This window comes from Trujillonella humicola (assembly GCF_046233715.1).
Taxonomy (GTDB): domain Bacteria; phylum Actinomycetota; class Actinomycetes; order Mycobacteriales; family Geodermatophilaceae; genus Trujillonella; species Trujillonella humicola.
Genome location: NZ_JBJNRJ010000003.1, coordinates 146,353 through 170,894 on the forward strand (window position 1 = coordinate 146,353; position 24,542 = coordinate 170,894).

The 24,542-nt window shown below is 76.0% G+C and carries 19 protein-coding genes, 1 tRNA gene and 1 pseudogene; 17 read left to right on the top strand and 4 right to left on the bottom strand.

The window, feature by feature from the left end; genetic code table 11:
* Positions 1–15: 15 nt before the first annotated feature.
* From ACK586_RS03010 to holA, 11 genes and pseudogenes are all read left to right on the top strand, one after another.
* Positions 16–450 (top strand): MarR family winged helix-turn-helix transcriptional regulator, encoded by a 435-nt coding sequence (locus ACK586_RS03010; RefSeq protein WP_409328968.1) that lies wholly within the window; start codon positions 16–18, stop codon positions 448–450.
* 40 nt (positions 451–490) lie between these two features.
* Positions 491–1,744 carry a glutamate-5-semialdehyde dehydrogenase gene (locus ACK586_RS03015; protein ID WP_409328969.1) on the top strand — a complete coding sequence of 418 codons (1,254 nt, stop codon included), beginning with the start codon at positions 491–493 and terminating at the stop codon, positions 1,742–1,744.
* Positions 1,745–1,784: 40 nt separating this feature from the next.
* Positions 1,785–2,675, top strand: coding sequence for an AAA family ATPase (locus ACK586_RS03020; RefSeq protein ID WP_409328970.1), 891 nt, complete (start codon positions 1,785–1,787; stop codon positions 2,673–2,675).
* A complete protein-coding gene (locus ACK586_RS03025; protein WP_409328971.1) occupies positions 2,675–4,108 on the top strand; it encodes a vWA domain-containing protein in 1,434 nt (477 codons plus the stop codon). The genes ACK586_RS03020 and ACK586_RS03025 overlap by 1 nt, the downstream gene beginning before the upstream one ends.
* 215 nt (positions 4,109–4,323) lie before the next feature.
* Positions 4,324–5,052: a nicotinate-nucleotide adenylyltransferase gene (gene nadD, locus ACK586_RS03030; protein ID WP_409328972.1), complete on the top strand. Its 729-nt coding sequence runs from the start codon at positions 4,324–4,326 to the stop codon at positions 5,050–5,052.
* Positions 5,049–5,573: a ribosome silencing factor gene (rsfS, locus tag ACK586_RS03035; protein WP_409328973.1), complete on the top strand. Its 525-nt coding sequence runs from the start codon at positions 5,049–5,051 to the stop codon at positions 5,571–5,573. Before nadD ends, rsfS begins: the two co-directional genes overlap by 4 nt.
* Positions 5,570–6,319, top strand: coding sequence for a histidine phosphatase family protein (locus tag ACK586_RS03040; protein WP_409328974.1), 750 nt, complete (start codon positions 5,570–5,572; stop codon positions 6,317–6,319). Before rsfS ends, ACK586_RS03040 begins: the two co-directional genes overlap by 4 nt.
* 59 nt (positions 6,320–6,378) lie before the next feature.
* Positions 6,379–7,314, top strand: a complete 936-nt coding sequence (locus tag ACK586_RS03045; protein ID WP_409328975.1) for a DegV family protein — start codon at positions 6,379–6,381, stop codon at positions 7,312–7,314.
* Positions 7,315–7,447: 133 nt separating this feature from the next.
* The gene (locus ACK586_RS03050) at positions 7,448–8,314 is read left to right on the top strand and encodes a ComEA family DNA-binding protein (protein WP_409328976.1); all 867 of its coding nucleotides are present in this window, start codon (positions 7,448–7,450) and stop codon (positions 8,312–8,314) included.
* 704 nt (positions 8,315–9,018) lie between these two features.
* Positions 9,019–10,383: pseudogene (locus ACK586_RS03055) on the top strand (ComEC/Rec2 family competence protein); the annotation flags it as partial.
* A gap of 376 nt (positions 10,384–10,759) precedes the next feature.
* The gene (gene holA, locus ACK586_RS03060) at positions 10,760–11,743 is read left to right on the top strand and encodes a DNA polymerase III subunit delta (RefSeq protein WP_409328977.1); all 984 of its coding nucleotides are present in this window, start codon (positions 10,760–10,762) and stop codon (positions 11,741–11,743) included.
* A 69-nt stretch (positions 11,744–11,812) separates the two neighbouring features.
* Here the strand turns inward: holA and rpsT are convergent, their stop codons facing one another.
* Positions 11,813–12,079 (bottom strand): 30S ribosomal protein S20, encoded by a 267-nt coding sequence (gene rpsT, locus ACK586_RS03065; protein ID WP_409328978.1) that lies wholly within the window; start codon positions 12,077–12,079, stop codon positions 11,813–11,815.
* A gap of 208 nt (positions 12,080–12,287) precedes the next feature.
* Between rpsT and lepA the strand changes: the two genes are divergently transcribed.
* The 5 genes from lepA (at position 12,288) to ACK586_RS03090 (ending at position 21,446) form a co-directional block, all read left to right on the top strand.
* On the top strand, positions 12,288–14,117 hold the full coding sequence (gene lepA / locus ACK586_RS03070) for a translation elongation factor 4 (protein ID WP_425330362.1): 1,830 nt from the start codon (positions 12,288–12,290) through the stop codon (positions 14,115–14,117).
* A gap of 23 nt (positions 14,118–14,140) precedes the next feature.
* Positions 14,141–14,770 carry an MOSC domain-containing protein gene (locus ACK586_RS03075; RefSeq protein ID WP_409328980.1) on the top strand — a complete coding sequence of 210 codons (630 nt, stop codon included), beginning with the start codon at positions 14,141–14,143 and terminating at the stop codon, positions 14,768–14,770.
* 106 nt (positions 14,771–14,876) lie between these two features.
* On the top strand, positions 14,877–18,539 hold the full coding sequence (locus ACK586_RS03080; protein WP_409328981.1) for an ATP-binding protein: 3,663 nt from the start codon (positions 14,877–14,879) through the stop codon (positions 18,537–18,539).
* On the top strand, positions 18,536–19,921 hold the full coding sequence (locus tag ACK586_RS03085; protein ID WP_409328982.1) for an FAD-binding oxidoreductase: 1,386 nt from the start codon (positions 18,536–18,538) through the stop codon (positions 19,919–19,921). The genes ACK586_RS03080 and ACK586_RS03085 overlap by 4 nt, the downstream gene beginning before the upstream one ends.
* A 118-nt stretch (positions 19,922–20,039) precedes the next feature.
* Positions 20,040–21,446 carry an FAD-binding oxidoreductase gene (locus ACK586_RS03090; RefSeq protein ID WP_409328983.1) on the top strand — a complete coding sequence of 469 codons (1,407 nt, stop codon included), beginning with the start codon at positions 20,040–20,042 and terminating at the stop codon, positions 21,444–21,446.
* 82 nt (positions 21,447–21,528) lie between these two features.
* On the opposite strand, the gene ACK586_RS03095 is transcribed toward ACK586_RS03090, so the two are convergent.
* From ACK586_RS03095 to ACK586_RS03105, 3 genes are all read right to left on the bottom strand, one after another.
* Complete coding sequence (locus ACK586_RS03095; protein WP_409328984.1) at positions 21,529–22,497, bottom strand: zinc-binding dehydrogenase; 969 nt, start codon at positions 22,495–22,497, stop codon at positions 21,529–21,531.
* Positions 22,498–22,612: 115 nt separating this feature from the next.
* Complete coding sequence (gene selD, locus ACK586_RS03100) at positions 22,613–23,623, bottom strand: selenide, water dikinase SelD (RefSeq protein WP_409328985.1); 1,011 nt, start codon at positions 23,621–23,623, stop codon at positions 22,613–22,615.
* 45 nt (positions 23,624–23,668) lie between these two features.
* The gene (locus tag ACK586_RS03105) at positions 23,669–24,277 is read right to left on the bottom strand and encodes a helix-turn-helix transcriptional regulator (RefSeq protein ID WP_409328986.1); all 609 of its coding nucleotides are present in this window, start codon (positions 24,275–24,277) and stop codon (positions 23,669–23,671) included.
* A 120-nt stretch (positions 24,278–24,397) separates the two neighbouring features.
* Between ACK586_RS03105 and ACK586_RS03110 the strand changes: the two genes are divergently transcribed.
* Positions 24,398–24,493: transfer RNA gene (locus tag ACK586_RS03110), tRNA-OTHER, on the top strand.
* The last annotated feature ends 49 nt before the right edge of the window (positions 24,494–24,542 follow it).

The following is a 24,542-nucleotide window of genomic DNA, read 5'->3' on the forward strand; positions in this document are numbered from 1 at the left end:
CGTCAAGGGGTGCGCGTGACCGTCGAGCCGAACCTGGGGTTGCTCTGCTTCTTCCCCTACCGCGCCCTGGAGTCGCGCGTGCTGGCGGCGCTGGCCGAGGCGGGGTTCGACGACATCACCCTGGCGCAGGGCCGGATCGCGGCGCGGATCGGCGAGCACGGGACCCGCCTGACCGCCCTCGCGGCGCAGGCGCAGGTCACCAAGCAGACCGCGGGCTTCCTCGTCGAGCAGCTCGAACGCGCCGGGTACGTGCACCGGGTCCCCGATCCGACCGACGGCCGCGCCCGGCTGGTCTGCTTCGCCGACCGCGGCCGGGCCGCCGTCGCCGTCGCGCGCCGGGTGGAGGCCCAGGTCGAGGCGGAGTGGACCGCTCACCTCGGCGAAGACGACACCCGGACCCTGCGGCGGTCGCTCACCCGGCTGCGCGAGGTCACCGACCCCTGGCGCTGAGGCGCCGGGAGGCGGGCGCCTGCGCGCTACCCTCGCGGACGTGTCCGCCGTCGCCTCCCTGCCGTTGATCGGGGCCGCCGCGCTGCGCGCCCGCGCCGCCTCGAGGGTGCTGCGCACGCTGCCGACCGACGTGAAGGACGCCGCGCTCTCGGCGATGGCCGACGCGCTGGTCGAGCGGACCGAGGAGATCCTGGCGGCCAACGCGGCCGACGTGGCGGCCGCCGCGGCCGACGGCACCGCGGAGTCGGTGCTGGACCGGCTGCGGCTGGACGCGGCCCGGGTCGCCGGCGTGGCCGCGGCGCTGCGCGAGCTCGTGGCACTGCCCGACCCGGTGGGCGACGTCGTCCGCGGGTCGCGGCTGCCCAACGGGCTGCAGCTGCGCCAGGTCCGGGTGCCCTTCGGCGTGGTGGGCGTCGTCTACGAGGCCCGGCCCAACGTGACCGTGGACGCGGCCGGGCTGTGCCTGAAGAGCGGCAACGCGGCCCTGCTGCGCGGGTCGGCCTCGGCCTTCGGCACCAACACCGCACTGGTCGCCGTCCTCGCCGAGGCCGCGGAGAAGGCCGGGCTGCCGGCCGGCTCGATCGAGCTGCTGCCGGCCGACCGCGCGTCGGTGGGGGAGCTGCTCGGGGCGCGCGGCTTCGTCGACGTGGTCATCCCGCGCGGTGGCGCCTCGCTGATCCAGCGGGTGGTGCTCGAGGCGAAGGTGCCGGTGATCGAGACCGGCGTCGGCAACTGCCACGTCTACGTCGACGCCTCGGCCGACCCGGCGATGGCCGAGGCGATCGTGCTGAACTCCAAGACCCACCGGGTCAGCGTCTGCAACTCCGCCGAGACGCTGCTGGTGCACCGCGACTTCCCCGCCCTGCCGCGGCTGCTGGCCGCGCTCGGGCAGGCGGGGGTGACGCTGCACGGGGACGACCCGGTGCAGGCCGCCTTCGGCGCCGTCGTCCCGGCGACCGACGAGGACTGGGCCGCCGAGTACCTGTCGATGGACATGGCCGTGCGCGTGGTCGAGGACCTGCCCGCCGCCCTGGAGCACATCGCGCGGTGGGGGAGCGGGCACACCGAGGCGATCGTGGCCGACTCCGCCCGTGCGATCGCGGACTTCACCGCGGGCGTCGACGCGGCCGCGATCATGGTCAACGCCTCGACCCGGTTCACCGACGGCGGGGAGTTCGGCTTCGGCGCCGAGATCGGCATCTCCACCCAGAAGCTGCACGCCCGGGGGCCGCTGGGCCTGCCGGAGCTGACCTCCACCACCTACGTCGTCACCGGAGACGGTCACACCCGCTGACCCGCTCCGCTGGCACCCAGCCCCTTCCGTCAGGAGCCCCATGCCCCGCCCGCCGACGCAGCTGCCGCAGTTCTCCTCGGTCTCCGACGTCGCCAAGCGGTTGTCGGCGGCGGGCTACCTGCCGGACAAGCAGATCGCCACGACCGTCTTCCTCGCCGACCGCCTGGGCAAGCCGCTGCTGGTCGAGGGACCGGCCGGTACCGGCAAGACCGAGCTGGCCAAGGCCCTGGCCGCCGCCACGGACGCCGAGCTGATCCGGCTGCAGTGCTACGAGGGGCTCGACGAGGCCCGCGCGCTCTACGAGTGGAACTACAAGAAGCAGCTGCTGCGCATCCAGGCGTCGCAGGCCTCGGCGGAGGCCGCGGACTGGGAGACCGTGCACGACGACATCTTCGGCGAGGAGTTCCTGCTCGCCCGGCCGCTGCTCACCGCGATCCGGCGGACCGAGCCGACCGTGCTGCTCATCGACGAGACCGACAAGGCCGACGTCGAGGTGGAGGGCCTGCTGCTGGAGGTGCTCAGCGACTTCCAGGTCACCATCCCCGAGCTCGGCACCGTCACGGCCACCCGCCGCCCGACCGTCGTCCTCACCTCGAACGCGACCCGGGAGCTGTCCGAGGCGCTCAAGCGCCGGTGCCTGTACCTGGCGCTGGACTACCCGAGCGCCGAGCGGGAGCGGGAGATCGTGCTCTCCCGGGTGCCCGATCTGGCGCCGGGGCTGGCCGAGCAGCTGGTGCGCACCATCCGCACGCTGCGGGCGCTGGAGCTCAAGAAGTCGCCGTCGATCTCCGAGACGCTCGACTGGGCGCAGACCCTGCTCGAGCTGGGCCTGGACACCCTGGACGAGTCGGCGATCGGCGAGACGCTGGGCGTGGTGCTCAAGCACGCCAGCGACCAGGAGCGGGCCGCGGCCGAGCTGCGGTTGAACTGATGACGGCCGCGGCGCCCGTGCCGGCCGCCCCGGGCGGGCTGGCCGGCCACCTCGACGGGTTCGTGCGGGCCGTGCGCGAGGCCGGCATCCCGGTCGGCATCAGCCAGGCGGTCGACGCCGCGGAGATCCTCACCGTGGTCGACCTGCTCGACCGCGAGCAGTTGCGCCACGGCCTGGCGGCGGTGCTGCTGCAGCGCGGCAACCAGCGGCCGATCTACGACACCCTGTTCGACCTGTGGTGGCCGCTGGGCGACCGGCCCGTCGTCGTGGCCGACGGGGACGGGGAGGACGCCGACGGCGAGGCGCTGACGCTGGACGCGCCGGACGGCGACGCCGACCTCGACCCGGCCGCGCGGCTGCGCGAGGAGCTGGCCCGGCTGCTGGCCGAGGGCGACGAGGCCGAGCTGGCCCGCTTCGCCCGCCGGGCGGTCGCGATGCTGGGGCAGACGACGCCCTCGCCGTCCGGACAGTCGTGGTTCAGCTACCGCGTGATGCGGGCGCTGTCGCCGGACTCGCTGGTCACCTCGCTGCTCGAGGGACTGCTCGCCGGGACCGACCGCGGGGGCCTGGCCGAGCAGGTCGCCCGCGGCCAGGTCCGGGAGAGGCTGAAGGCGTTCAAGGACGCCGTCGACACCGAGGTCCGCCGCCGCCAGGCCGACGAGCGGGGACGCGACCGGATCGCGAAGAGCGCCGTCAAGCCGCTGGCCGACCAGATCGACTTCCTGCGGGCCCAGCAGGGCGACCTGGTCGAGCTGCGCCGCATGGTGGCGCCGCTGGCCCGTCGGCTGGCGGTGCGGTTGTCGGCCCGCCGCCGGATGGGCCGCGAGGGCCGGCTGGACTTCCGCAAGACCGTGCGGGCGTCGCTGGGCACCGGCGGCGTCCCCGTGGTCACCCACCACCGGCCGCGGAAGATCCACAAGCCGGAACTGGTCGTCCTCTGCGACATCAGCGGCTCGGTGGCCGGCTTCAGCCACTTCACCCTGATGCTGACCCAGGCGCTGCGCGAGCACTTCTCCGGCGTGCGGGCGTTCGCCTTCGTCGACTCCACCGACGAGGTCACCCGGTTCTTCTCCCCGGGCGCCGACGTCTCCGACGCGGTCCGGCGCATCGGCCGGGAGGCCGACGTCGTCGCGTTCGAGGGGCACAGCGACTACGGCAACGCGCTCGAGGTGTTCGCCGACCGCTGGCCGACGGTCGTGGGCCCGAAGACCTCGCTGATGGTGCTGGGCGACGGCCGGACCAACTACCGGCCGCCGGGCCTGCCGGTACTGGCCGACCTGGTGTCGCGGGCCCGTTCGGCGCACTGGCTCAACCCCGAGCCACGGCGGCTCTGGGGCAGCGGGGACTCGGCGGCGCTGAAGTACGCCGAGGTCGTCGACATGGTGGAGTGCCGCAACGCCGCGCAGCTGGCCGACTTCGTCACCACCCTCTGAGCCCGCGGCCCGTCCCGCCCCTGCCCGGCCGTGGGACCGGACCTCGCCCCGGTCCGAGCGGCACACGGGGGCGTCCGGGCACGAGGAGGCCGAGCGCAGCGGGGACCGCGCAGAGCGGTGGAGACGCTCGCGCGGCACCGCCGGCCGCCTCGGCAGGAGCCCGGTGGCGCGGCCCGATTAGTCTCGATCGGGTGGCGGGTGGTCGGGTCGGTGTCATGGGTGGGACCTTCGATCCCATCCACCACGGTCACCTCGTGGCGGCGAGCGAGGTCGCGGGCCTGTTCGGGCTCGACGAGGTGGTCTTCGTCCCCACGGGGGAGCCGTGGCAGAAGACCGACCGCGACGTCAGCCCGGCGGAGGACCGCTACCTGATGACCGTCATCGCCACCGCCTCCAACCCCCGCTTCTCCGTCAGCCGCGTGGACGTCGACCGCGGTGGTCCGACCTACACGATCGACACCCTGCGCGACCTCCGGGCACAGCGGCCCGACGCGGAGCTGTTCTTCATCACCGGCGCCGACGCGCTCGCCCAGATCCTCAGCTGGCGCGACAGCGACCGGTTCCTGGAGCTGGCCCACTTCATCGGCGTGACCCGGCCGGGCTTCCAGCTCGCCGACGGGCACCTGCCCTCGGGCACGGTGAGCCTGGTCGAGGTGCCGGCGCTGGCCATCAGCTCCACCGACTGCCGGGACCGCGTGGGCCGGGGCATGCCCGTCTGGTACCTCGTGCCCGACGGCGTCGTGCAGTACATCGAGAAGCGGGGGCTGTACCGGTCCACCCGGCGGGCCGGGTCGGCCGGGAGCGCCCGCCCGCCCGCGGACCGCCCCACCTACGACCGGCCCCCCGCCGGCGGATCCGCCGCCGCACCCCCGGCCGGCGGGTCCGCCGCCGCACCCCCGGCCGGCGCACCGCCGGCCACCGATCCTCAGGAGGTACCCCGATGACCGCCTCGGTCGAGGCGCGGGAGACCGCTCAGCTGGCCGCCCAGGCCGCCGCGGACAAGCTCGCCACCGACGTCTCCATCATCGACGTCAGTGACCGGCTGGCCATCACCGACGCCTTCGTGCTCGCCTCGGCGCCCAACGAGCGGCAGGTGCAGGCCATCGTCGACGAGGTGGAGGAGCGACTGCGCGGGCACGGCGTCAAGCCGGTCCGCCGCGAGGGTGTGGCCGAGGCCCGCTGGGTGCTGCTCGACTTCGTCGACGTCGTCGTGCACGTGCAGCACGCCGAGGAGCGCGCCTACTACGCACTCGAGCGGCTGTGGAAGGACTGCCCGACCATCCCCTTCGTGGACCGGGACGCACCCCCGGCCGCCGCCGGCGCGGGGCCGTCGGGCGCGGGCGGTGCCGGAACCGGGTCGCTGTCGGCCGACGACGTCGACCCGGGCAGCGCCGACCCCACCGCGCTGGCTCCGGAGCCGCCGGGCGGGGAGGGCCCCGCGCCCGGCGAGGCCGCGGGGCGGTGAGCAGCGCGCCCGAGCCGCCGGCCGTCCGGGTGGAGCGCCTGGTCCTCTGGCGCCACGGGCGCACCGAGTGGAACGCCGAGGGGCGCTTCCAGGGCCAGCAGGACCCGCCGCTGGACGCGGAGGGCCGGCGCCAGGCGGCGGTGGCCGCAGCACACCTGGTCGCGGGACTCGCGCTGACGGGGGAGGACACCGTCGTGGTGTCCAGCGACCTGAGCCGCGCGGTGGAGACCGCGACGGCCCTGACCGGACGGCTGGGACTTCCCCTGGAGGTCGATGCCCGCCTGCGGGAGCACAGCCTGGGCCGGTGGGAGGGGTTGACCCGCGACGAGGTCGCCGCACGCCACCCCGAGCAGTACGCCGACTGGCTCGCCGGCCGGCCGGTCCGCGACCGTGGGGGCGAGGAGCCCGCCGCGGTCGCGGACCGAGCGCTGTCGCTGGTCCGGGAGCTGCCCGAGTCCCGGGTGGCGGTCCTGGTGACCCACGGCGGGACCAGCGGCCGCCTGCTCGAGGCGCTGCTCGACCTCGGGCCCGGGCACCGACGGCTGTTCGGGCCCCTGGGCAATTGCGCCTGGACCGAGCTCGTGCCGCAGGGGTCGCGCTGGCGGGTGCTGCGGCACAACTGGGCTCCGCCGGCCGGCGAGCGAACCGGTCTCCTGCGCGAGGGGACCGCGCCCGGCGGGCAGGTCGACGACGCCACCCCGGAGGGCGCACCGCCACCCGCCCAGGACGCCGACGCGGTCGGCTGACCGAGCCGGGCAGGGGACGCTCCGCCGGTCGGCCGGCCCGGTCGGGCTAGCCTCGCGGGATGCCCGTCGCCGTGGTCACCGATTCCACGGCCTATCTCCCGGCCGAGCTGATCGCGCGGCACGGCGTCGAGGTCGTCCCGCTCTACGTCGTCCTCGCCGGGCGGTCCGGGTGCGAGGGCGACGACATCTCCCCGCAGGACGTGGCCCGTGCCCTCGGGACCCGGGGGCAGCAGGTGTCGACGTCCCGGCCGACGACCGGCGACTTCGTGGCCGCGTACCGCCGCCGCCTGGACGCCGGCGCCGACCGCGTCGTCTCCGTGCACCTGTCCGCGGAGCTCTCGGGCACGTGGGACGCCGCCCGGATGGCCGCGGCGCAGGTCGGCGAGCACGTGGTCACGGTGATCGACTCCCGCTCGGCAGCGATGGGCACCGGATTCGCCGTCCTCGCCGCCGCGGCGGCCGCTCAGCGGGGCGCCGGCGCGGCCGCCGTCGCCGATGCCGCACGCGCCACCGCCGCGGGGACCCGGACGTTCTTCGTCGTCGACACCCTCGAGCACCTGCGGCGGGGCGGGCGGATCGGCTCCGCGGCGTCGCTGTTCGGCACGGCCCTCGCGGTCAAGCCCGTGCTGCACGTGGCCGACGGCCGGGTCGTACCGCTGGAGAAGGTGCGCACCTCCGCGCGGGCCCTCTCCCGGCTGGTCCAGCGCGTCGTCGAGACCGCGGCCGGCCGGCCGGTCGACCTGGCCGTGCACCACCTCGCCGCGCCGGACCGGGCGCAGCGGCTGGCCGGGGACCTGCGCGAGGCCCTCCCGGACATCGGTGTGCTCCTGGTGAGCGAGCTCGGCGCGGCGATCGGAGCGCACGTGGGACCGGGTGCCGTCGGCGTCGTCGTCTCGCCGCGGCCCGCCGCCGCGGAGACCGCCGAGGAGAGCCCGAGCGGCGACGACGACCGCGCGGGCGGCGGCGAGGACGGCGGCGGGGATCCGGCTCCCTGAGGGCTCGAACGGCACGGGTCCACCCTGCCGCTGCCCCCGACGGGATCGGCCGCGTCGTCCACAGCCGGGAGGCCCGTCCACAGGTCCGTCCTGAGCCGGGGCCCGCCCGCGCCTGCTGCCTAGCGTCCGCGGGGTGCGCCTCTCCTCCCGCCGTGCCGACGACGCCGACGTGATCCGGGCCCGCTTGCGGCTGCTGCTCGACGAGGGCCGCCGCGGCGGCGGCTGGCTCCCCGACGACCTGCCCGGGGACGAGGGGGCGACGCGCGGATGCCCGCGGCTCCCGCAGCCCGAGGACGGGGGCCACGACGACCTGCACCCGGACGACCCCGACCTCGACCGGCACGACGGCGGGCCGGCGGGCACCGGACGGCACCGGGCACCCGGACCGGCCGTCCGGGTGGTCCCGGCCCGCACGAGCGTCCGGGCGCTCGTCCTCGCCGCGGTGGTGGGTGCTCTGCTCCTGGTCGGCTGGACCGTGCTCGATCGACCGCGCGCCGAGCCGGTGGACGCCGAGCCGGTACCGGTGAGCGACCCCGGCCAGGCGCCGGCCACCCCCTCGGTGGGCACCGCGGCGGACACGTCCTCGACCGTCACCGTGTCGGTCGTCGGCCAGGTCGCCCGCCCCGGCCTGGTGGTCCTGCCCCAGGGGGCGCGGATCGCCGATGCGATCGCCGCCGCGGGTGGGCTGCTCCCCGACGCGGATCCCAGCGCGGTCAACCTGGCCGCGGTCGTCTCCGACGGTCAGCAGATCGCCGTGGCGGTCCCCGGTGCGCCTGCCCCGGCGGGGGCGCCACCGACGGCGCCCTCGGGCCGGGTGTCGCTGAACACCGCAGGGGTGGCCGAGCTCGACGCGCTGCCGGGGATCGGTCCGGTGCTGGCGCAGCGGATCGTCGACCACCGCACGACGAACGGCCCCTTCACCGCGATCGAGCAGCTCGAGGACGTGCCCGGCATCGGGCCGGTCGTGTTCGACGAGCTCGCCGACCTGGTGACCGTGTGAGGGAACTGCCGGCCGAGGCCGACCGGCGGTGGACGTGGACGGATCTGCGGTTGGCCCCGGCAGCCGCGGTCGTCTGGGGAACCGCTCTGGTGGGGCCCGCGGCGCCCTGGCCGGTGCTCGCCGTCATCGCCCTGGTCGCGGCCGGCGCCGCCGCCACCCTGGTCCGCGCCGGCCGGTCGGCGTCCTCCTCCCTCGTGGCGGTGGCCCTGGCCGCTCTGGTCGTGGCGGCGGCGGGCACGGCGGTGCGCACCTGGGCACGGGACACATCGCCGCTGACGGCCGCGGCGGAGGGGGCCGGCACGGTCGTGCTGGAGCTGGAGACCACCGGCGACCCGCGGCGGATGGCCGGCGCGGGTCCGCCGCGGGTCGCCGTCGAGGCGACGGCGACGCGACTGTCACCCGGGGGCGGGGTGAGCGTGCCGCTCGACGACCGGGTGGTCGTCTTCGCCGAGGCGGAGGGCTGGACCGGCCTGCTCCCCGGGCAGGTCGTGCGCATCCGCGCCGTCCTCGGCCCGGGCGACGCGGCCGACGGCGTCGTCGCACGGGTGTCCGCGCGCGGGCCGCCCGAGCTGATCGGCGAGCCGCCCTGGAGCCAGCGGGCCGCCGGCGGTATCCGGGCGGGCCTGACCGCCTCCGCGGCCCGGGTGCTCGAGCAGGCCGCGGCAGGACTCCTGCCGGGGCTCGTGGTGGGGGACACCAGCGGCATGGATCCGGCGCTCGGCGAGGACTTCCGGCGCGCCGGTCTGTCGCACCTGACCGCCGTGTCCGGGGCGAACGTGGCGATCGTGCTCGCCGGGGTCCTGGCGCCGCTCCGCCGCCGGGCGGTCGACCGCCGCGTGCAGGCCGCCGTGGCCGTCCTCGCGCTGCTGGGCTTCGTCCTGCTGGCCCGGCCGACCGCCAGCGTGCTGCGGGCGGCCGGGATGGGGGCCGTCTCGCTCCTCGCGCTGGCCTCGGGCCGCTCCCGAGCAGCCGTGCCGGCGCTGTGCGGGACGGTCGTGGTCCTGCTGGTGGCGGACCCGCGGCTGGCCCGGGACGTCGGCTTCGCCCTCTCCGTGGCCGCCACCGGCGCGATCGTGCTGCTGGCACCGAGGTGGTCGCGCCGGCTGCGCGCCCACCGCTGGCCCCGGCTGCTCGCCGACGCCGTGGCGGTGAGCGCCGCCGCCGGCCTGGCGACCGCCCCTCTGATCGCCGGCTTCTCGGGGGTGGTCAGCCTGGTGTCCCTGCCGGCCAACCTGCTCGCGGCCCCGGCCGTCGCGCCGGCGACCGTCCTCGGCCTGCTCGCGGCGGTCCTCGGCCCCGTCGCCCCGCTGCTCGCCGACGGCCTGACCTGGCTGGCGGGGTGGCCGGTCCGGTGGCTGGTGCTCCTCGCCCGGTCCGCGGCCGCCGTCCCCGACGCCGCCGTGGGCTGGCCGGCCGGCGTCCGCGGAGCCGTCGTCCTCACCGTCCTCGTGCTCGGCGGCGGTCTGGCGCTGTGGCGGTGGCACCGGCTGCGCGGGCTGGCGCTCGCGCTCGTCGTCGGCCTCGTGCTCGTCGGCTGGCCGCTGCGCCAGGTGACGCGGGGCTGGCCGCCGGCCGGTGCGGTGCTCGTGGCCTGCGACGTGGGCCAGGGCGACGCCCTGGTGGTCCCCACCGCTCCCGGGGAGGGGCTGCTCGTCGACGCGGGGCCGGACGTCGGCGCCGTCGACGGTTGCCTCGACCGGCTGGGCATCGACCGGCTGCCACTGGTCCTGCTCTCCCACCTGGACGCCGACCACGCCGGTGGGCTGGCCGGCGCGCTCGGGGGACGCGACGTCGGCGTCATCGCGACCGGGACCCTGTCTCCGGCCGACGACCGCGCCGAGATGCTCGAGCGGACGGTTGGACGGGCCGGTGCGCGCCGCGAGGTCCTCGTCCCCGGGGACCGGCGGAGGGTCGGCGCGGCCACGGTCGAGATCCTGGCCCCGGCCCCCGAGATCGCCACGCGGGGCGCCGAGCCCAACGACCTGTCCGTGGTGGCCCGGGTGACCGTCCGGGGCGTCCGCGTGCTGCTGACCGGGGACCTCAGCGCGCAGGCCGAGCAGCGGCTGATGCGGCGAGGAGTCGACCTGCGGGCCGACGTGCTCAAGGTGCCGCACCACGGCAGCGCCGACAACGATCCGGGCTTCCTGGCTGCCAGCGGCGCCCGGGTGGCCATCGTGTCCGTCGGCGCCGGCAACACCTACGGCCATCCCGCGCGACGGCTCCTCGACTGGCTGGCCCGTGACGGGATGCGGGTCTACCGGACCGACCGCTCCGGAGACGTCGCGGTGACGGGAACGGGCGAGCGCTGGGCGGTGGTGCCCCGCGGACGCTCCGGCGACGCCGTCGCGGCGCCGGCGGCGGACCTCCACGGGCCGCTCGCGCCGCAGCCGGCCGGAGCCCTCGCGGCGCGGCGGGACCGTCGGCAGCCCGTGACACGATGCCGGTGTGCCCGCACCACCCCCGCCCCCGACGTCGCACCTGCGGGTCGTGGTGGGGGAGGAGGAGCTGCTGCGCGCCCGCGCGGTGTCCGCGGTCCGCGCCGCGGTGCACGCCCGCCACCCCGACGTGGAGATGCACGAGCTCGTCGCGGCAGGTCTCCCGGTGGGGGAGCTGGCCGACGTGCTGGCTCCCTCCCTGTTCGGCGGTCACCGGCTCGTGGTGGTCACCGGGGTCCACGAGGCGGCCGGGGCGCTGTGCGAGGCCCTCACCGGGTACGCGAAGGACCCGGACCCCGACCTCACGCTCGTGGTCGTGCACCACGGGGGCAAGCGCAACGAGGCCCTGGTGAAGGCCTTCCGCTCCGCCGGCGCGGCCGTCGACGAGTGCCCCAAGGTCTGGCCGAACGAGCTCGGCGGGTTCGTCCGCAACGAGGTCCGGCGGGCCGGCGGGCGCATCACGCCCGACGCGGTCACGGCCCTGGTCGAGGCCGTCGGCAACGACCTGCGGGAACTGTCCTCGGCGGCGAGCCAGCTGGTGAGCGACTTCGAGGGCAGCATCGACGCCGACGCGGTCGCGCGGTTCCACCGGGGGCAGGCCGAGGCCAACGGGTTCGCCGTGGCGGACCGGGCGATGTCGGGGGACGGCGCCGGCTCCGTCGAGGTCCTGCGGTGGGCGCTGGAGGGCGGTGTGCCGCACGTCCTGATCGCCGACGCGCTGGCCGAGGCCGTCCGGACCGCGGCCCGGGCCAAGGCGGTCAACGTCCGCTCGTCCGGCGAGCTCATGCGGACCTTCAAGTGGCCCAAGCGCAAGGCCGAGGACGGGCTGCGGCACGCCCGCGGCTGGTCCATCGACGGGCTCCAGCGGGCCGTCGCGGTGACCGCGGAGCTCAACGCCGACGTCAAGGGCGCCGCCGCCAGCGCCGACTACGCGCTGGAGCGGGCGGTGCGCCGGATCGTCGGCATCCGGGCAGCCACCGCCGGCCGCCGCTGACCGATCCGTCCCGGAAACGACGAGCCCCCCTCCCGCCGGGGCGGGAGGGGGGCTCGTCGAGGCGTTCGGTCAGCCCTGGAGGCCGGCGACCTGCTTGGCCAGACCCGACTTGCGGTTGGCGGCCTGGTTCTTGTGGATGATGCCCTTGCTGGCGGCCTTGTCCAGCTGCTTGGAGGCGGCCTGCAGGGCGGTGGCCGCGGCGGCGGCGTCCCCGGCCTCGGTGGCGGTGCGGACCCGCCGCACGGCCGTCTTCAGCGCGGACTTGACCGCGACGTTGCGCTGCCGCGCCTTCTCGTTGGTCTTGATCCGCTTCATCTGGGACTTGATGTTCGCCACGCGTGAGCCTCGGTGTCTCGCTGGAGGGAGTCTGACAGTGCGTCCGGACACGGGCTCGGCAGCCTGCGATCACGGACCGGCCTATCAAGATACCAGCGCCGACGGGTCGCTCCCACACCACGTGGTGGACGCCGCAGACCCGGCCCGGCGGCGCGCTGCCGGGAAGGCGCTCGCCACCCCGGCCGGGCATGGGACGATGGGCAGCACTGTGACGACTCCCGCTGCCACCGACCCGGCCCGCATCCGGAACTTCTGCATCATCGCCCACATCGACCACGGCAAGTCGACGCTGGCCGACCGGATGCTCGAGGTCACCGGGATCATCGAGGCACGGCAGATGCGCGCCCAGTACCTCGACCGCATGGACATCGAGCGCGAACGCGGCATCACGATCAAGGCGCAGAACGTGCGGCTGCCCTGGTCCGTCGACGGCACCGAGTACGTGCTCGACATGATCGACACGCCAGGTCACGTCGACTTCACCTACGAGGTGTCCCGCTCGCTGGCCGCCTGCGAGGGTGCCGTGCTGCTGGTCGACGCCGCTCAGGGCATCGAGGCCCAGACCTTGGCGAACCTGTACCTGGCGCTGGAGAACGACCTCACGATCATCCCGGTACTCAACAAGATCGACCTGCCGGCGGCCCAGCCGGAGAAGTACGCGGCGGAGATCGCGCACATCATCGGCTGCGACCCCGCCGACGTGCTCAGGGTCAGCGGCAAGACCGGCGAGGGCGTGCCCGCCCTGCTCGACGCGATCGTCGCGCAGATCCCGCCGCCGGAGGGCGAGGCCGGGTCACCCGCCCGGGCGATGATCTTCGACTCGGTCTACGACATCTACCGCGGCGTCATCACCTACGTCCGGGTCGTCGACGGCCGGATCTCCGCCCGCGAGCGGATCAAGATGATGTCCACCGGCGCCACCCACGAGCTGCTGGAGATCGGCGTCATCTCGCCGGAACCCAAGCCGGTCGAGAGCCTCGGCGTCGGCGAGGTGGGGTACTTCATCACCGGTGTGAAGGACGTGCGGCAGTCCCGCGTCGGCGACACCGTCACGCTGCAGCACAAGCCGGCGGCCGAGCCGATCGGGGGCTACAGCGACCCCAAGCCGATGGTCTACTCCGGCCTCTACCCGATCGACGGCAGCGACTACCCGCTGCTGCGCGAGGCGCTGGACAAGCTCCTGCTCAACGACGCCGCCCTCACCTACGAGCCGGAGACCTCCGCGGCGCTGGGCTTCGGGTTCCGGGTCGGCTTCCTCGGCCTGCTGCACCTGGAGATCGTCCGCGAGCGGCTGGAGCGCGAGGCCGGCATCAGCCTCATCTCCACCGCTCCGAACGTCGTCTACCGGGTCGTGATGGAGGACCGCTCGGAGGTCACCGTGACCAATCCGAGCGACTGGCCCGAGGGCAAGATCGACACCGTCTACGAGCCGATCGTCAACGCCACGATCATCGCGCCCAGCGACTACACCGGCGCCATCATGGAGCTGTGCCAGAGCCGGCGCGGGCAGCTCGGCGGCATGGACTACCTGAGCGAGTCCCGGGTCGAGCTGCGCTACACGCTGCCCCTCGGGGAGATCATCTTCGACTTCTTCGATGCGCTGAAGTCGCGCACCCGCGGCTACGCCTCGCTCGACTACCAGGAGGCCGGCGAGCAGGAGTCGAGCCTGGTGAAGGTCGACATCCTGCTGCAGGGCGAGGCCGTCGACGCGTTCAGCGCGATCGTGCACAAGGACAAGGCCTACAGCTACGGCGTGATGATGGCCGGCAAGCTGCGCGAGCTCATCCCGCGTCAGCAGTTCGAGGTGCCCATCCAGGCCGCCGTCGGCTCCCGGGTCATCGCCCGCGAGACGGTGCGCGCCATCCGTAAGGACGTCCTCGCCAAGTGCTACGGCGGTGACATCACCCGCAAGCGGAAGCTGCTGGAGAAGCAGAAGGAGGGCAAGAAGCGGATGAAGATGGTGGGTCGCGTCGAGGTCCCCCAGGAGGCCTTCGTCGCCGCGCTCTCCACCAACGAGTCCACCGCCTCCAAGAAGTGACGGGGCGGCTCGAGGCCGTCTGCGTGTCCGGCACCGACCTCCCGGCCGTCCCCCATCGCAAGCCGACGCGCACCGGCATCGACAAGCGCCCGGTGGCCGGCCGGGTCGCCGTCCACCCGCTCGGCCTGGACGGCGACGTCCAGGTCAACCGGCGCTACCACGGCGGCGAGGGGCAGGCGGTCTACGCCTACGCCCAGGAGGACGCCGACTGGTGGGCCGCTGAGCTCGACCGCGACCTGCCACCGGGCCGATTCGGCGAGAACCTGCGCACCAGCGGCCTCGACCTGACCGGCGCGGTGCTGGGGGAGCGCTGGCGGATCGGCACCGCGCTGCTGCAGGTCACCGACTGCCGCATCCCGTGTGCCAACTTCGAGCGCTTCTGGGGTGTGCCGCGGCTGGTCCGGCGCTTCACCGACCGCGGCGCGCCCGGCGCCTACCTGCGCGTCCTCGAGCCGGGACACCTGGGTGCCGGTGACGTCGTCGAGGTGCTCGACCGCCCCGGTCACGGCGTCACGGTGGGGACGGCGTTCCGCGCCTACACCACCGAGAAGGACCGCCTGCCCGAACTGGCGCCGGCGGTCCCCACGCTGCCCGAGCGGACCCGGGCCAGGATTGCCGCCCGCATCGAGCGCCGGTCGGCCGCCGGCCGCTGAGAACCGGCGGCCGACTCGCACCTGTGCGCGCCGCCGCTGACCCGGACGAGCAGCCCTGTCCCTGGACGTGCCCGCTCCTCTACGTTCGCGTCGGCGAGGAGGGGTGGTGAGTGGGGCCGAGCGACTGCGGATCAGCCTCCTGGGCCAGCTCGCCGCCACCTGCGACGGTGAGCCCCTCGACCTGGGCGGTCCCCGGCAGCGCGCTGTGCTCGCCGTGCTGCTGCTGGCCCGCGGGGAGACCGTGCCCGCAGGCCGGCTCGCCGCGTCGGTGTGGCCGGACCGGCCGCCGGTGGACACCCCCGCCGCGCTCCAGTCCTACGTCTCGCACCTGCGCCGGCGACTCGAGCCGGGCAGCGCGGCGCGCGCCCGCTCGGCGGTCATCGTCCGGGAACGGCCGGGTTACGCGGTCCGACTGCCTGCCGACGCGGTCGACGCCTGGCGGTTCGAGCAGTTGCTGCAGGAGGCCGCGGGGGCGTCCGCGCTGGCGGCGGTGCCGCTGCTCGAGGAGGCGCTGGGCCTGTGGCACGGCCCGGCCCTGGCCGAGTACGCGGACGCCGGCTGGGCGCAGCCCGAGATCGCTCGCCTGACCGACCTGCGGGCCACTGCCCGCGAGCAGCTGGCCGCGGCCCGGCTCGAGCTGGGCGGGGCGGGGATCCTCGTGCCCGACCTCGAGGCGCTGGTCGCCGAGGAGCCGCTGCGCGAGGAGCGGTGGCGGCTGCTGGCGCTCGCCCTCTACCGGGTCGGCCGGCAGGCCGACGCCCTCGCCGCACTGCGCCGGGCCCGGGCCGTGCTCGCCGAGGAGCTCGGCGTCGACCCCGGCCCGGCGCTGCGCGCGCTGGAGGACGACGTCCTGGCCCAGTCCCCGGCGCTGGGCCCACCCGCCCGTGCAGCGTTCGGTGCCGCAGCGCCCACCCCTGCAGCGCCTACCCCGGCACCGCCCGCTCCCGCGCCCCGGCCCGCGCCGGACGACGTCCCGAGATCTGCCCCGCCGGGGGCCGAGGAACTCGCCGAGCGCGACCGCGAGCTGGCCGCCATCCGCGCGGCCCTCGACGACCTCGCCGACGGGCGGCCGGGGGTACTGCTCGTCGAGGGACCGGCCGGCATCGGCAAGAGCCGCTTGCTCGCCGAGGCCCGCCGGCTGGCCGCCGAGCGCTCGATCCGGGTGCTCGCCGCGCGCGGCAGCCCCCTGGAGCGGTCGTTCGGGTTCGGGGCCGTCCGGCAGCTGTTCGAGCCCGAGCTCGCCGATGCGGGGCGCCGGGAGGAACTGCTGGCCCGCGCGGCCGCGCCGGCCGGCGCGGTGTTCGACCTCGCGCCCGGCGAGTGCCCCGACGGCTCGTTCGCGGTGCTGCACGGGCTCTACTGGCTGGCGGTGAACCTGGCCGCGACCGGCCCGCTCGTGCTCGCCCTCGATGACCTGCAGTGGTGCGACGACGCCTCGCTGCGCGCCTTGACCTACCTGGTCCGGCGGATGGATGCCGTCCCGGTCCTGGTGGCCGGCACCGTGCGCACCGGCGAGCAGGCCGGGGAGGACGCGCTGCTGGCCGAACTGGCCCTCGATCCGGCGACGACCGTGCTGCGTCCCGCGCCGCTGTCACCGGAGGGGATCGGCGCCCTGATCGAGCAGCGGCTGCCCGGGCCGGTCTCCCCGCTGTTCGCCCGCGCCGTCGAGAGGACCACCTCGGGGAACCCGTTGCTGCTGCGGCAGTTGCTGCGCGGGCTCGAGGTCGAGGGGGTCCGGCCCGACGCGGCGCACGCCGACACCGTCGTGGCGATCGGCTCCCGGGCGGTCTCCAGCATGGTCGTGCTGCGGCTGCGGCGGCTGCCCGAGGAGGTGCGTGCCGTGGCACGTGCTGCCGCGGTGCTCGGCGACGGCGCGCCGCTGCCGGTGCTCGCGGCCCTGGCCGGGACGTCCGAGGAGCGCACCGCCGCCGCTCTCGCGGTGCTGGCGCGGGTGGAGGTGGTGACCGACGAGGATCCGCCGGCGTTCGTGCACCCCCTGGTCCGCGACGCCGTCCACCACGATCTGCCGGCGGCCGAACGCGGCCTGCGGCACGAGGAGGCCGCCCGGCTGCTCGCCGCGACCGGCGCCGGTGACGAGCAGGTCGCCGCCCACCTGCTGCTGGCCCCGCCCCGCGGGGAGCGGATGACCGTGGAGGTGCTGCGGCGGGCTGCGCGGGGCGCCGCCGACCGCGGCGCCTCGGACAGCGCGGTGACCCTGTTGCGGCGCGCGCTGGCGGAACCGCCACCGCCCGACCTGCGGGCCGCGGTCCTCGTCGAGCTCGGCGCGGTGGAGTCCCGCGTCGACGGCGTCGGCAGCATCGAGCACCTGCAGCAGGCCCTCGCGCTGCTCGACGACCCTCGGGAACGGGCGCAGCTCGCCGTCCTCGTCGCCCACGTGCAGACCTTCGCCGCGGCGCCCGGCGTGGCCACCGCCTTCGCCCGGGAGGCTCGCGCGGCGGTCCCGCCGGAGCTCGACGACTGCCGGCAGGCGCTGCTGGCGCTGGAGCGGACCAGCGGCTTCATGCACGGGGTCGACCCGGCGACCTGGCGCGGCCCGCATCGACCGGAGCCGAGCGGCGACGGCGACGGCTCGCGCATGCTGGCGGCCACGGTGGGCTTCGAGGCGATGCTCCAGGGGCGCGACCGCGGGCGGGCCGTCGCGCTGGCCCGCGCCGCGCTCGACGGCGACCGGCTGTGGGAGGTCGACAACGGGCTGCTGTGGGTGGCGGCCGCCGTCACCCGGATCGTCGCGGATGACGACATCGGGGACTTCTGGCAGCGGGCGCGGGCGTTCGCCCACCGCCGTGGCTCGGTGTTCGCGGTGCACGCGGTCAACCTGTGGGAGGGGTTCTGGCGGTGGCGACGCGGCGAACTGGACGAGGCCCTCGCGTCGCTCCGCGTCGCCTCCGACCAGGGCCGGATCTGGGGCGACGGGAGGATCGGGAACTCCTACACCTGCGCGTTCGCCGTGGCCTGCCACCTCGACCGCGGTGACCCGTCCGCCGCCCGGCGCGCCGCCGACGCCGGCCTGGCCGCGCCGCATCCGGGTGAGGGCGGGCGGCTGCTGGAGCACGCGGTCGCCCGGCTGCTGGTGGCCGAGGGCCGGTTCGAGGAGGCGCTGGCCGCCGTCGTCCGGATCCCCGCCCCGGTGCCGGTGCCCAATCCCGTGTGGCATCCCTGGCGCAGCACCGGCGCGCTGGCCCTCGCCGGGCTCGGCCGCCCCGCCGAGGCGGTCACCCTGGTGGAGGAGGAGGTGCGGCGGCTGCGCGAGTGGGGCGCCCCCGGCCCCCTGGGCGCCGGGCTGTCGCTGCTGGGCCGGCTGCGCGGCGCGGCGGCCCTGCCCGACCTGCGGGCGGCCGTCGGGCTGCTGGAGACCACGACCGCCACCGTCGATCTCGCACGAGCCCGTTGCGCGCTGGCCAGCCGTCCGGAGCTGCCCGACGAGGAGGCCCGGCCGTTGCTGCGGGCCGCTGCCGAGGGTGCGGCCGCGACCGGCGCCGCCGGGCTCGCCGACCGGGTGCGGGCCGCGCTGGCCGCCCGTGGGCTGCCGGACGAGACGCCGGCGGAGTGCCACCGGGTCTCGGCCACGGAGCGGCGGATCCTCGACCTCGCGGCCACCGGCCTGGGCGCCCGGGAGATCGCCGAGAGGCTGTTCCTGGAGCCCGGCACCGTGCACGGCGTCCTCGAGGCCGCCGACGGGAGCCGTCTCAGGTTCTTCTCAAGTCCACCGGCGGATCGTGGGACAGCGCTGACGGGAGGCGACCGGTGACCACGCAGCAGGCCAGCACGGCGCCCGATTCCCGCGCGCGCTCGCTGCGCGGGCTGTGCGGCGGGTCGGTGCACCTGCCCGGCGACCCCGCCTACGACCTGGCCCGGTCACCGTGGAACCTGCAGATGTGCGACTCCCCGGCGGCGGTCGCCTACCCGGCGTTCCCCGAGGAGGTGGCCCAGGTGCTGCGTGCGGCTGCTGCGGCCGGCCTGTCCGTGGCGCCGCAGGGCACGGGGCACGGCGCGCCGCCCCTGCAGGGCCACCTCGCCGAGGCCGTCCTGCTGCGCACCGCGGCGATGACCGAGCTGTCCGTCGATGCCGAGCGGGGCACGGCTCGGGTGGGGGCCGGGGTGCTCTGGGGCGACCTGGCCGTCGCCGCCGGGCGGGCCGGGCTGGCCGCCCGGCACCCGTCCTCCCCTGACGTCGGGGTCGTCGGCTACAGCCTCGGCGGCGGCATCGGCTGGTACGCCCGCGCCCTGGGCCTGCAGTGCAACGCGGTGACGGCGGTCGAGATGGTGCTCGCCGACGGCACCTGCGTGCGCGCCACCGCCGACCGGGACGCCGACCTGTTCTGGGCGGCCCGAGGCGGTGCGGCCCCGCTCGGTGTGGTGACCGCTCTGGAGTTCTCGCTGTTCCCCCTCGAGACGGTGGTCGCGGGCCTGCTGGCGTGGGACGCCGCGCACGTCGAGCGGGTGCTGCCGGCGTGGGTGGAGTGGTGCGCCGGTGCGCCCGACGCCGCGACCACCGCATTCCGGGTGCTGGACGTGCCGGCCGCCGAGGTGGTCCCCGCCCCGCTGCGCGGCCGGCGGCTGGCCATCGTCGACGGCGCCGTCCTCGGGGACGACGCCGCGGCCGCGGCGGTCCTCGCGCCGCTGCGCGCCCTGGCGCCGGAGGTCGACACCGTCACCCGGGTCCCCGCCGCCTCGCTGGTCCGGCTGCACCTGGACCCCGAGGGGCCCACCCCGGCCTACGCCAGCAGCAGCCTCGTCAGCGGACTGCCCGACGACGCCGTCGCCGCGGTCCTCGCGGCCGTGGGGCCCGGCGCCGACCGCGGTCTGGCCGCCGCGGAGCTGCGCCAGCTGGGTGGTGCGCTGGGTCGGCCCGACCCAGCCGGCGGCGCGCTGGACTCCCTCGACGGCGCGTTCCTGGCGCTCGGCCTCGGGCTGGAGGGTGGCCCGGACGACTGGCCGCGGCAGCGGGAGGCGGCCGCCCGGTTCCTCACCGCGCTCGACCCCTGGGCCACCGGGGCCTCCTACCTGCCGATGCTCGACGAGCGCACCGACACCCGCAAGGTCTTCCCCCCGGGCGTGCACGCGCGGCTGTCGGCCATCCGCCGGGCCGCCGACCCGGCCGGACTGTTCGTCAGCCCGCACCCGGCCTGACCGCGTCAAGCGGATCTCAAGGTCCCCGCTCAGGTGGCGCTCAACCCCGCGTCAAGGCCCCGGGCCCACCGTCTGTCCAGCGACGTCGCACCGACGTCCCGGACCTCCGGAGGACACCGTGACCGCCATCCTGGACACCACTGCCATCACCGCCGCCACCACCGGCGCCGCCTACGACGAGCTGGCCACCCGGCTGACCGGCGCCGTGCACCTCCCGGGTGACCCCGGCTACGACGCCCTGGTCACCCCGTGGAACCTGGCCGTGCCGATGCGCCCGGCCGCGGTCGTCGAGGCCCGCACGGCCGCCGACGTGGTCGCCGCCGTCCGGTTCGCCGGGGAGCACGGGCTCACCGCGGGCGTGCAGGCCACCGGGCACGGCGCGGAGTCCGCGCTGGCCGGGCACCTGCTGATCGCCACCCGTGGACTGGACGAGGTCACCGTGCACCCCGAGGGCTGGGCGCGGGTCGGCGCCGGCGTGAAGTGGTCGGGCCTGGTCGCCGCGGCGGCGCCCCACGGGCTGGCCGCGCTCAACGGCTCGACCACCGACGTCGGCATCGTCGGCTACACCACCGGCGGCGGCGTCGGCCCGCTGGCCCGCACCTTCGGCCTGGCCGCCGACCGGGTGCGCGCCTTCGACGTGGTCACCGGCGACGCCAAGTTCCGCCGGGTCACGCCGACGTCCTACCCGGACCTGTTCGCGGCGCTGCGCGGCGGCAAAGGCGCGGCCGGCATCGTCACCGCGGTCGAGTTCGACCTGATCCGGCTGCCGGAGTTCTACGGCGGGGCGGTCTACTTCGACGGCGCCGACGCCGCCGCCGTGGTCGACCACTGGCGCGGCTGGGCCGACGCGCTGCCGGAGGAGGGGACGACGTCCTTCGTGATCTTCCAGCTGCCGCCGCTGCCCGACGTCCCGCCGCCGCTGGCCGGGCGGATGACCCTCGGCGTGCGCCTGACGTGGACCGGGGACCCGGCCGAGGGGAAGCGGCTGCTCGACGAGATCCGCGCCCTGGCGCCGGTCATCCTCGACGACGCGATGCTGCGGCCCTATGCCGAGATCGACCACGTGCACGCCGACCCGGTCGACCCCATGCCGGTCACCGACCCGGCGATCCTGCTGAGCGCGTTCCCCGCCGAGGCCGCCGAGCGGCTGTTCGCCGTCGCCGGCCCGGGGTCGGGGTCGCCGCAGGACCTGGTCGAGGTGCGGCACCTGGGCGGGGCCTACGCCCGGGAACCTCGGTATCCGGACTCCTTCGACCACCGCGACGCCCGGTTCAGCGTGCTCGCCGTCGGGATCGCTTCGGACGCCGACGCGGCCGCCGCCGCGTTGGCCCACGCCGACCGGCTCTTCGCGGAGCTGGCCGACTGGGCCACCGGCGGGGTGTGGCCGAACTTCGGGCTCCCGCACGACGCCGCCTCGGCGCGCCGCTGCTACACCCCGGAGACACTCGCCCGGCTGGCCGAGGTGACCCGCACCTATGACCCGCGGGGAGTCCTGCAGGCCGGGCACTACACCCGGGCGGTCTGAGCGAGGACCCCGTCCTCCTCGCGCCACGCTTCGCGCGGCGCGAGGAGGACGGGCCGGGCTCCGAGCGGAGCCCGGCCCGTCGTCAGAGCGTGAAGACGATCTTCCCGTTGGTACGGCCCTCGAGCATGCGGGCGAAGCCCTCGCGGGCCTCGGTCAGGGGCAGCTCGACGTCGATCTGCGGCCGGATGCCGGAGGTCCGGCACAGGCTGACGAGGTCGGCCAGTTCGTCCCGGGTGCCCATCGTCGAGCCGATCACCGACAGCTGGGTGAAGAACACCCGGTTGAGCTCGGCGCCGGGGTTGAAGCCGGTGGTCGCGCCCGAGGTGACGATGACGCCGCCGGGCTTGAGCGACTTGACGCTGTGCGACCAGGTGGCCTCGCCCACGGTCTCCATCACGCCGTCCACCCGCTCGGGCAGCCGGGCGCCGGACTCGAAGGCCTGGTCGGCGCCGAGTGCGAGCGCGGCCGCGCGCTTGTCCTCGCTGCGGCCGGTCACCCACACCCGGAGCCCCGCCGCCCTGCCGAGCACGACGAGCGCGGTCGCCACGCCGCCGCTGGCACCCTGCACGAGCACGGTCTGCCCGGGCCGCAGGCCGGACTTCACGAAGAGCATCCGGTAGGCGGTCAGCCACGCCGTCGGCAGGCAGGCAGCCTCGGCGAACGACAGCTCGGCCGGCTTGGGCAGCACGTTGCGGCGGGGGACGACGACCCGCTCGGCCATGGTGCCCTGGTGCAGCTCGGAGAAGAGCGTGCGCTTGGGATCGAGGGTCTCGTCACCGGTCCAGCCCGGGGTGCCGACGACGACGCCGTGCACCACCACCTCGTTGCCGTCCTCGTCCAGACCCGCGGCGTCGGTGCCCAGGATCATCGGCATCCGCTCCTGCGGCAGGCCGACGCCGCGCAGGCTGAACAGGTCGTGGTGGTTCAGCGAGACGGCCTTCACCTGGACCGTCGTCCAGCCCTCGGGGGCCTGCGGCTCGGGGCGGTCGCCGATCTCCAGGACGGAGAGCGGGTCCTCCGGGGACGGGGTCGAGACGAAGGCAGCCAGCATGGTCCCGGACGCTAGCCGACCAGCCGGGACCCCTCTCGGCGAGATCTGCACACTCGCCGGCATCAGCCGCTGATGGTGACGAGTGTGCAGATCTCGCCGGGGGACGGGCGCCGGGTCACGCTCGGACGACGACCACGTGCTCCCCGCGGGGCACGAACTCACCGATCACCGGCGCGCCGGGCACCTCGCCGCCCAGCAGCAGCCCGCCCGAGGTCTGCGCGTCGGCGAGCAGCAGCGCCTCGTCCTCCGGCACCCCGGACAGGTCGGCGTGCGGGCGCACCCAGTCCAGGTTGCGGCGCGTCCCACCGGAGACGAAGCCGGCCGACAGGGCCTCGCGGGCCCCGGCCAGGTACGGGACGGCGGCGGCGTCGACCACGGCGGTGACCCCGCTGGCCCGCGCCATCTTGTACAGGTGACCGAGCAGGCCGAAGCCGGTGACGTCGGTGCCGGCCCGGATGCCGGCGGCGACCGCGGCGCGGCCGGCGTCCCGGTTGAGCGTGGTCATCGAGGCCACCGCCTCCTCCGACACCTCGCCGGTGGCCTTCATCCGGCTGTTGAGCACGCCGACACCCAGCGGCTTGGTCAGCGACAGCGGCGTCCCGGCGACGGCGGCGGAGTTGGCGATGATCGAGTCCACGTCCACCACGCCGGTGACCGCCATGCCGTACTTGGGCTCCGGGTCGTCGATCGAGTGCCCGCCGCCCACGTGGCAGCCGGCCTCCTGGGCCACCTCCAGCCCGCCGCGCAGTACCTCGGCGGCGAGCTCGGCCGGCAGCACGTCGCGTGGCCAGCCCAGCAGGTTGACCGCCACGACCGGGGTGCCGCCCATCGCGTACACGTCGGACAGCGCGTTGGCCGCGGCGATCCGGCCGAAGGTGTGCGCGTCGTCGACCACGGGGGTGAAGAAGTCGGTCGTCAGCACGATCCCCTGGCCCCCGGCGATGCGGACGACCGCCGCGTCGTCCCCGTCGTCCAGTCCCACCACGAGCTCTGCGGCCGGGGAGGCCGGGCCACCCAGCGCCAGCCCGGCGACCACCTGCTCCAGCTCTCCCGGCGGGATCTTGCAGGCGCAGCCGCCGCCGTGCGCGTACTGGGTGAGTCGGATCCGGGCCGGTGCGGTGGTCACCGCCTCAACGTAGGCGGGTGCCCGGCTCCCGGCGCGGTGCGGCGGTCAGCCCTCGCGGCCGCCCTGCAGGACGGTGAGCCGGGGCGGCTGCGACTCGACCGGCGGACGCGCCGCCGGGACGCGGGCGCCCCGGCCCAGGGCGCGGCCGGCGGGGTGCGTGGTCGACGGGGCGCCGAACAGCCCGGGGTCGCGGCGCGGCGCGGTCTCGCCGGTCGACTCCACCGACTCGATGCGGTCCTCGCGGAACCAGCGGGGAGCCTGCCGCTCGCGGCACCAGGCCACGAGGTACCAGTGGTCGGCGCCGCGGGTGAGCAGCTGCGGCTCGACCTCGCGCCGGGTCGCCCGGCCCCTCCCGTCGCGGTAGCGCAGCACGAGGACGCGGCGCTGGGTCACGGCCCGCTCGACCGACGCCCGCAGCTCGGCGGAGTGCCCGGCCTCCGCGCCGACCCACAGGCTGGTGGCGAGCAGCTGCGCCCGGCGCTGCGGATCGGGCTCCAGGACGGCGAACACCTTCTCCAGCGCCGCGCGCCCGGCCTCGGCGTAGGGCCCGTCGGGCTGGGCGGACAGCGCGACGGCGACGGCGGCGGCCTCCTCGGGGGCGAGGGTCACCGGCGGCAGCGTGGCGGCGTGGCGTGACTGTGTGCGGCGGCTCACGGGAGGGATGCTGACACCGGCCACCGACAGTTCCTCGGGAGCGACGCCGGGCGCGCGCGTGACTTTCTGCGACACGCCGACGACACGCCGGAGCCGGTGTTGGCAAGTAGTGTGGTTCCCGGAGGCGTCAGGGCGCCTGGTGGCCCCCGCGGCCTCTAAAGCCGACGTGGCCGAGCACCTCGGTCAGGCGGGTTCGATTCCCGTCCGCCTCCGCCAACCGTCCCCGCGCCGGGCCGTCCCCCGTCCGGCGCCTACACTCCGCGGT

Excerpts from the sequence above, each read along its gene's own strand:
- nadD (WP_409328972.1), top strand. The coding sequence starts at position 4,324 with ATGGGTGGGACCTTCGATCCCATCCACCACGGTCACCTCGTGGCGGCG.
- ACK586_RS03045 (WP_409328975.1), top strand. The coding sequence starts at position 6,379 with ATGCCCGTCGCCGTGGTCACCGATTCCACGGCCTATCTCCCGGCCGAG.
- ACK586_RS03025 (WP_409328971.1), top strand. The coding sequence starts at position 2,675 with ATGACGGCCGCGGCGCCCGTGCCGGCCGCCCCGGGCGGGCTGGCCGGC.
- ACK586_RS03020 (WP_409328970.1), top strand. The coding sequence starts at position 1,785 with ATGCCCCGCCCGCCGACGCAGCTGCCGCAGTTCTCCTCGGTCTCCGAC.
- rsfS (WP_409328973.1), top strand. The coding sequence starts at position 5,049 with ATGACCGCCTCGGTCGAGGCGCGGGAGACCGCTCAGCTGGCCGCCCAG.
- ACK586_RS03095 (WP_409328984.1), bottom strand. The coding sequence starts at position 22,497 with ATGCTGGCTGCCTTCGTCTCGACCCCGTCCCCGGAGGACCCGCTCTCC.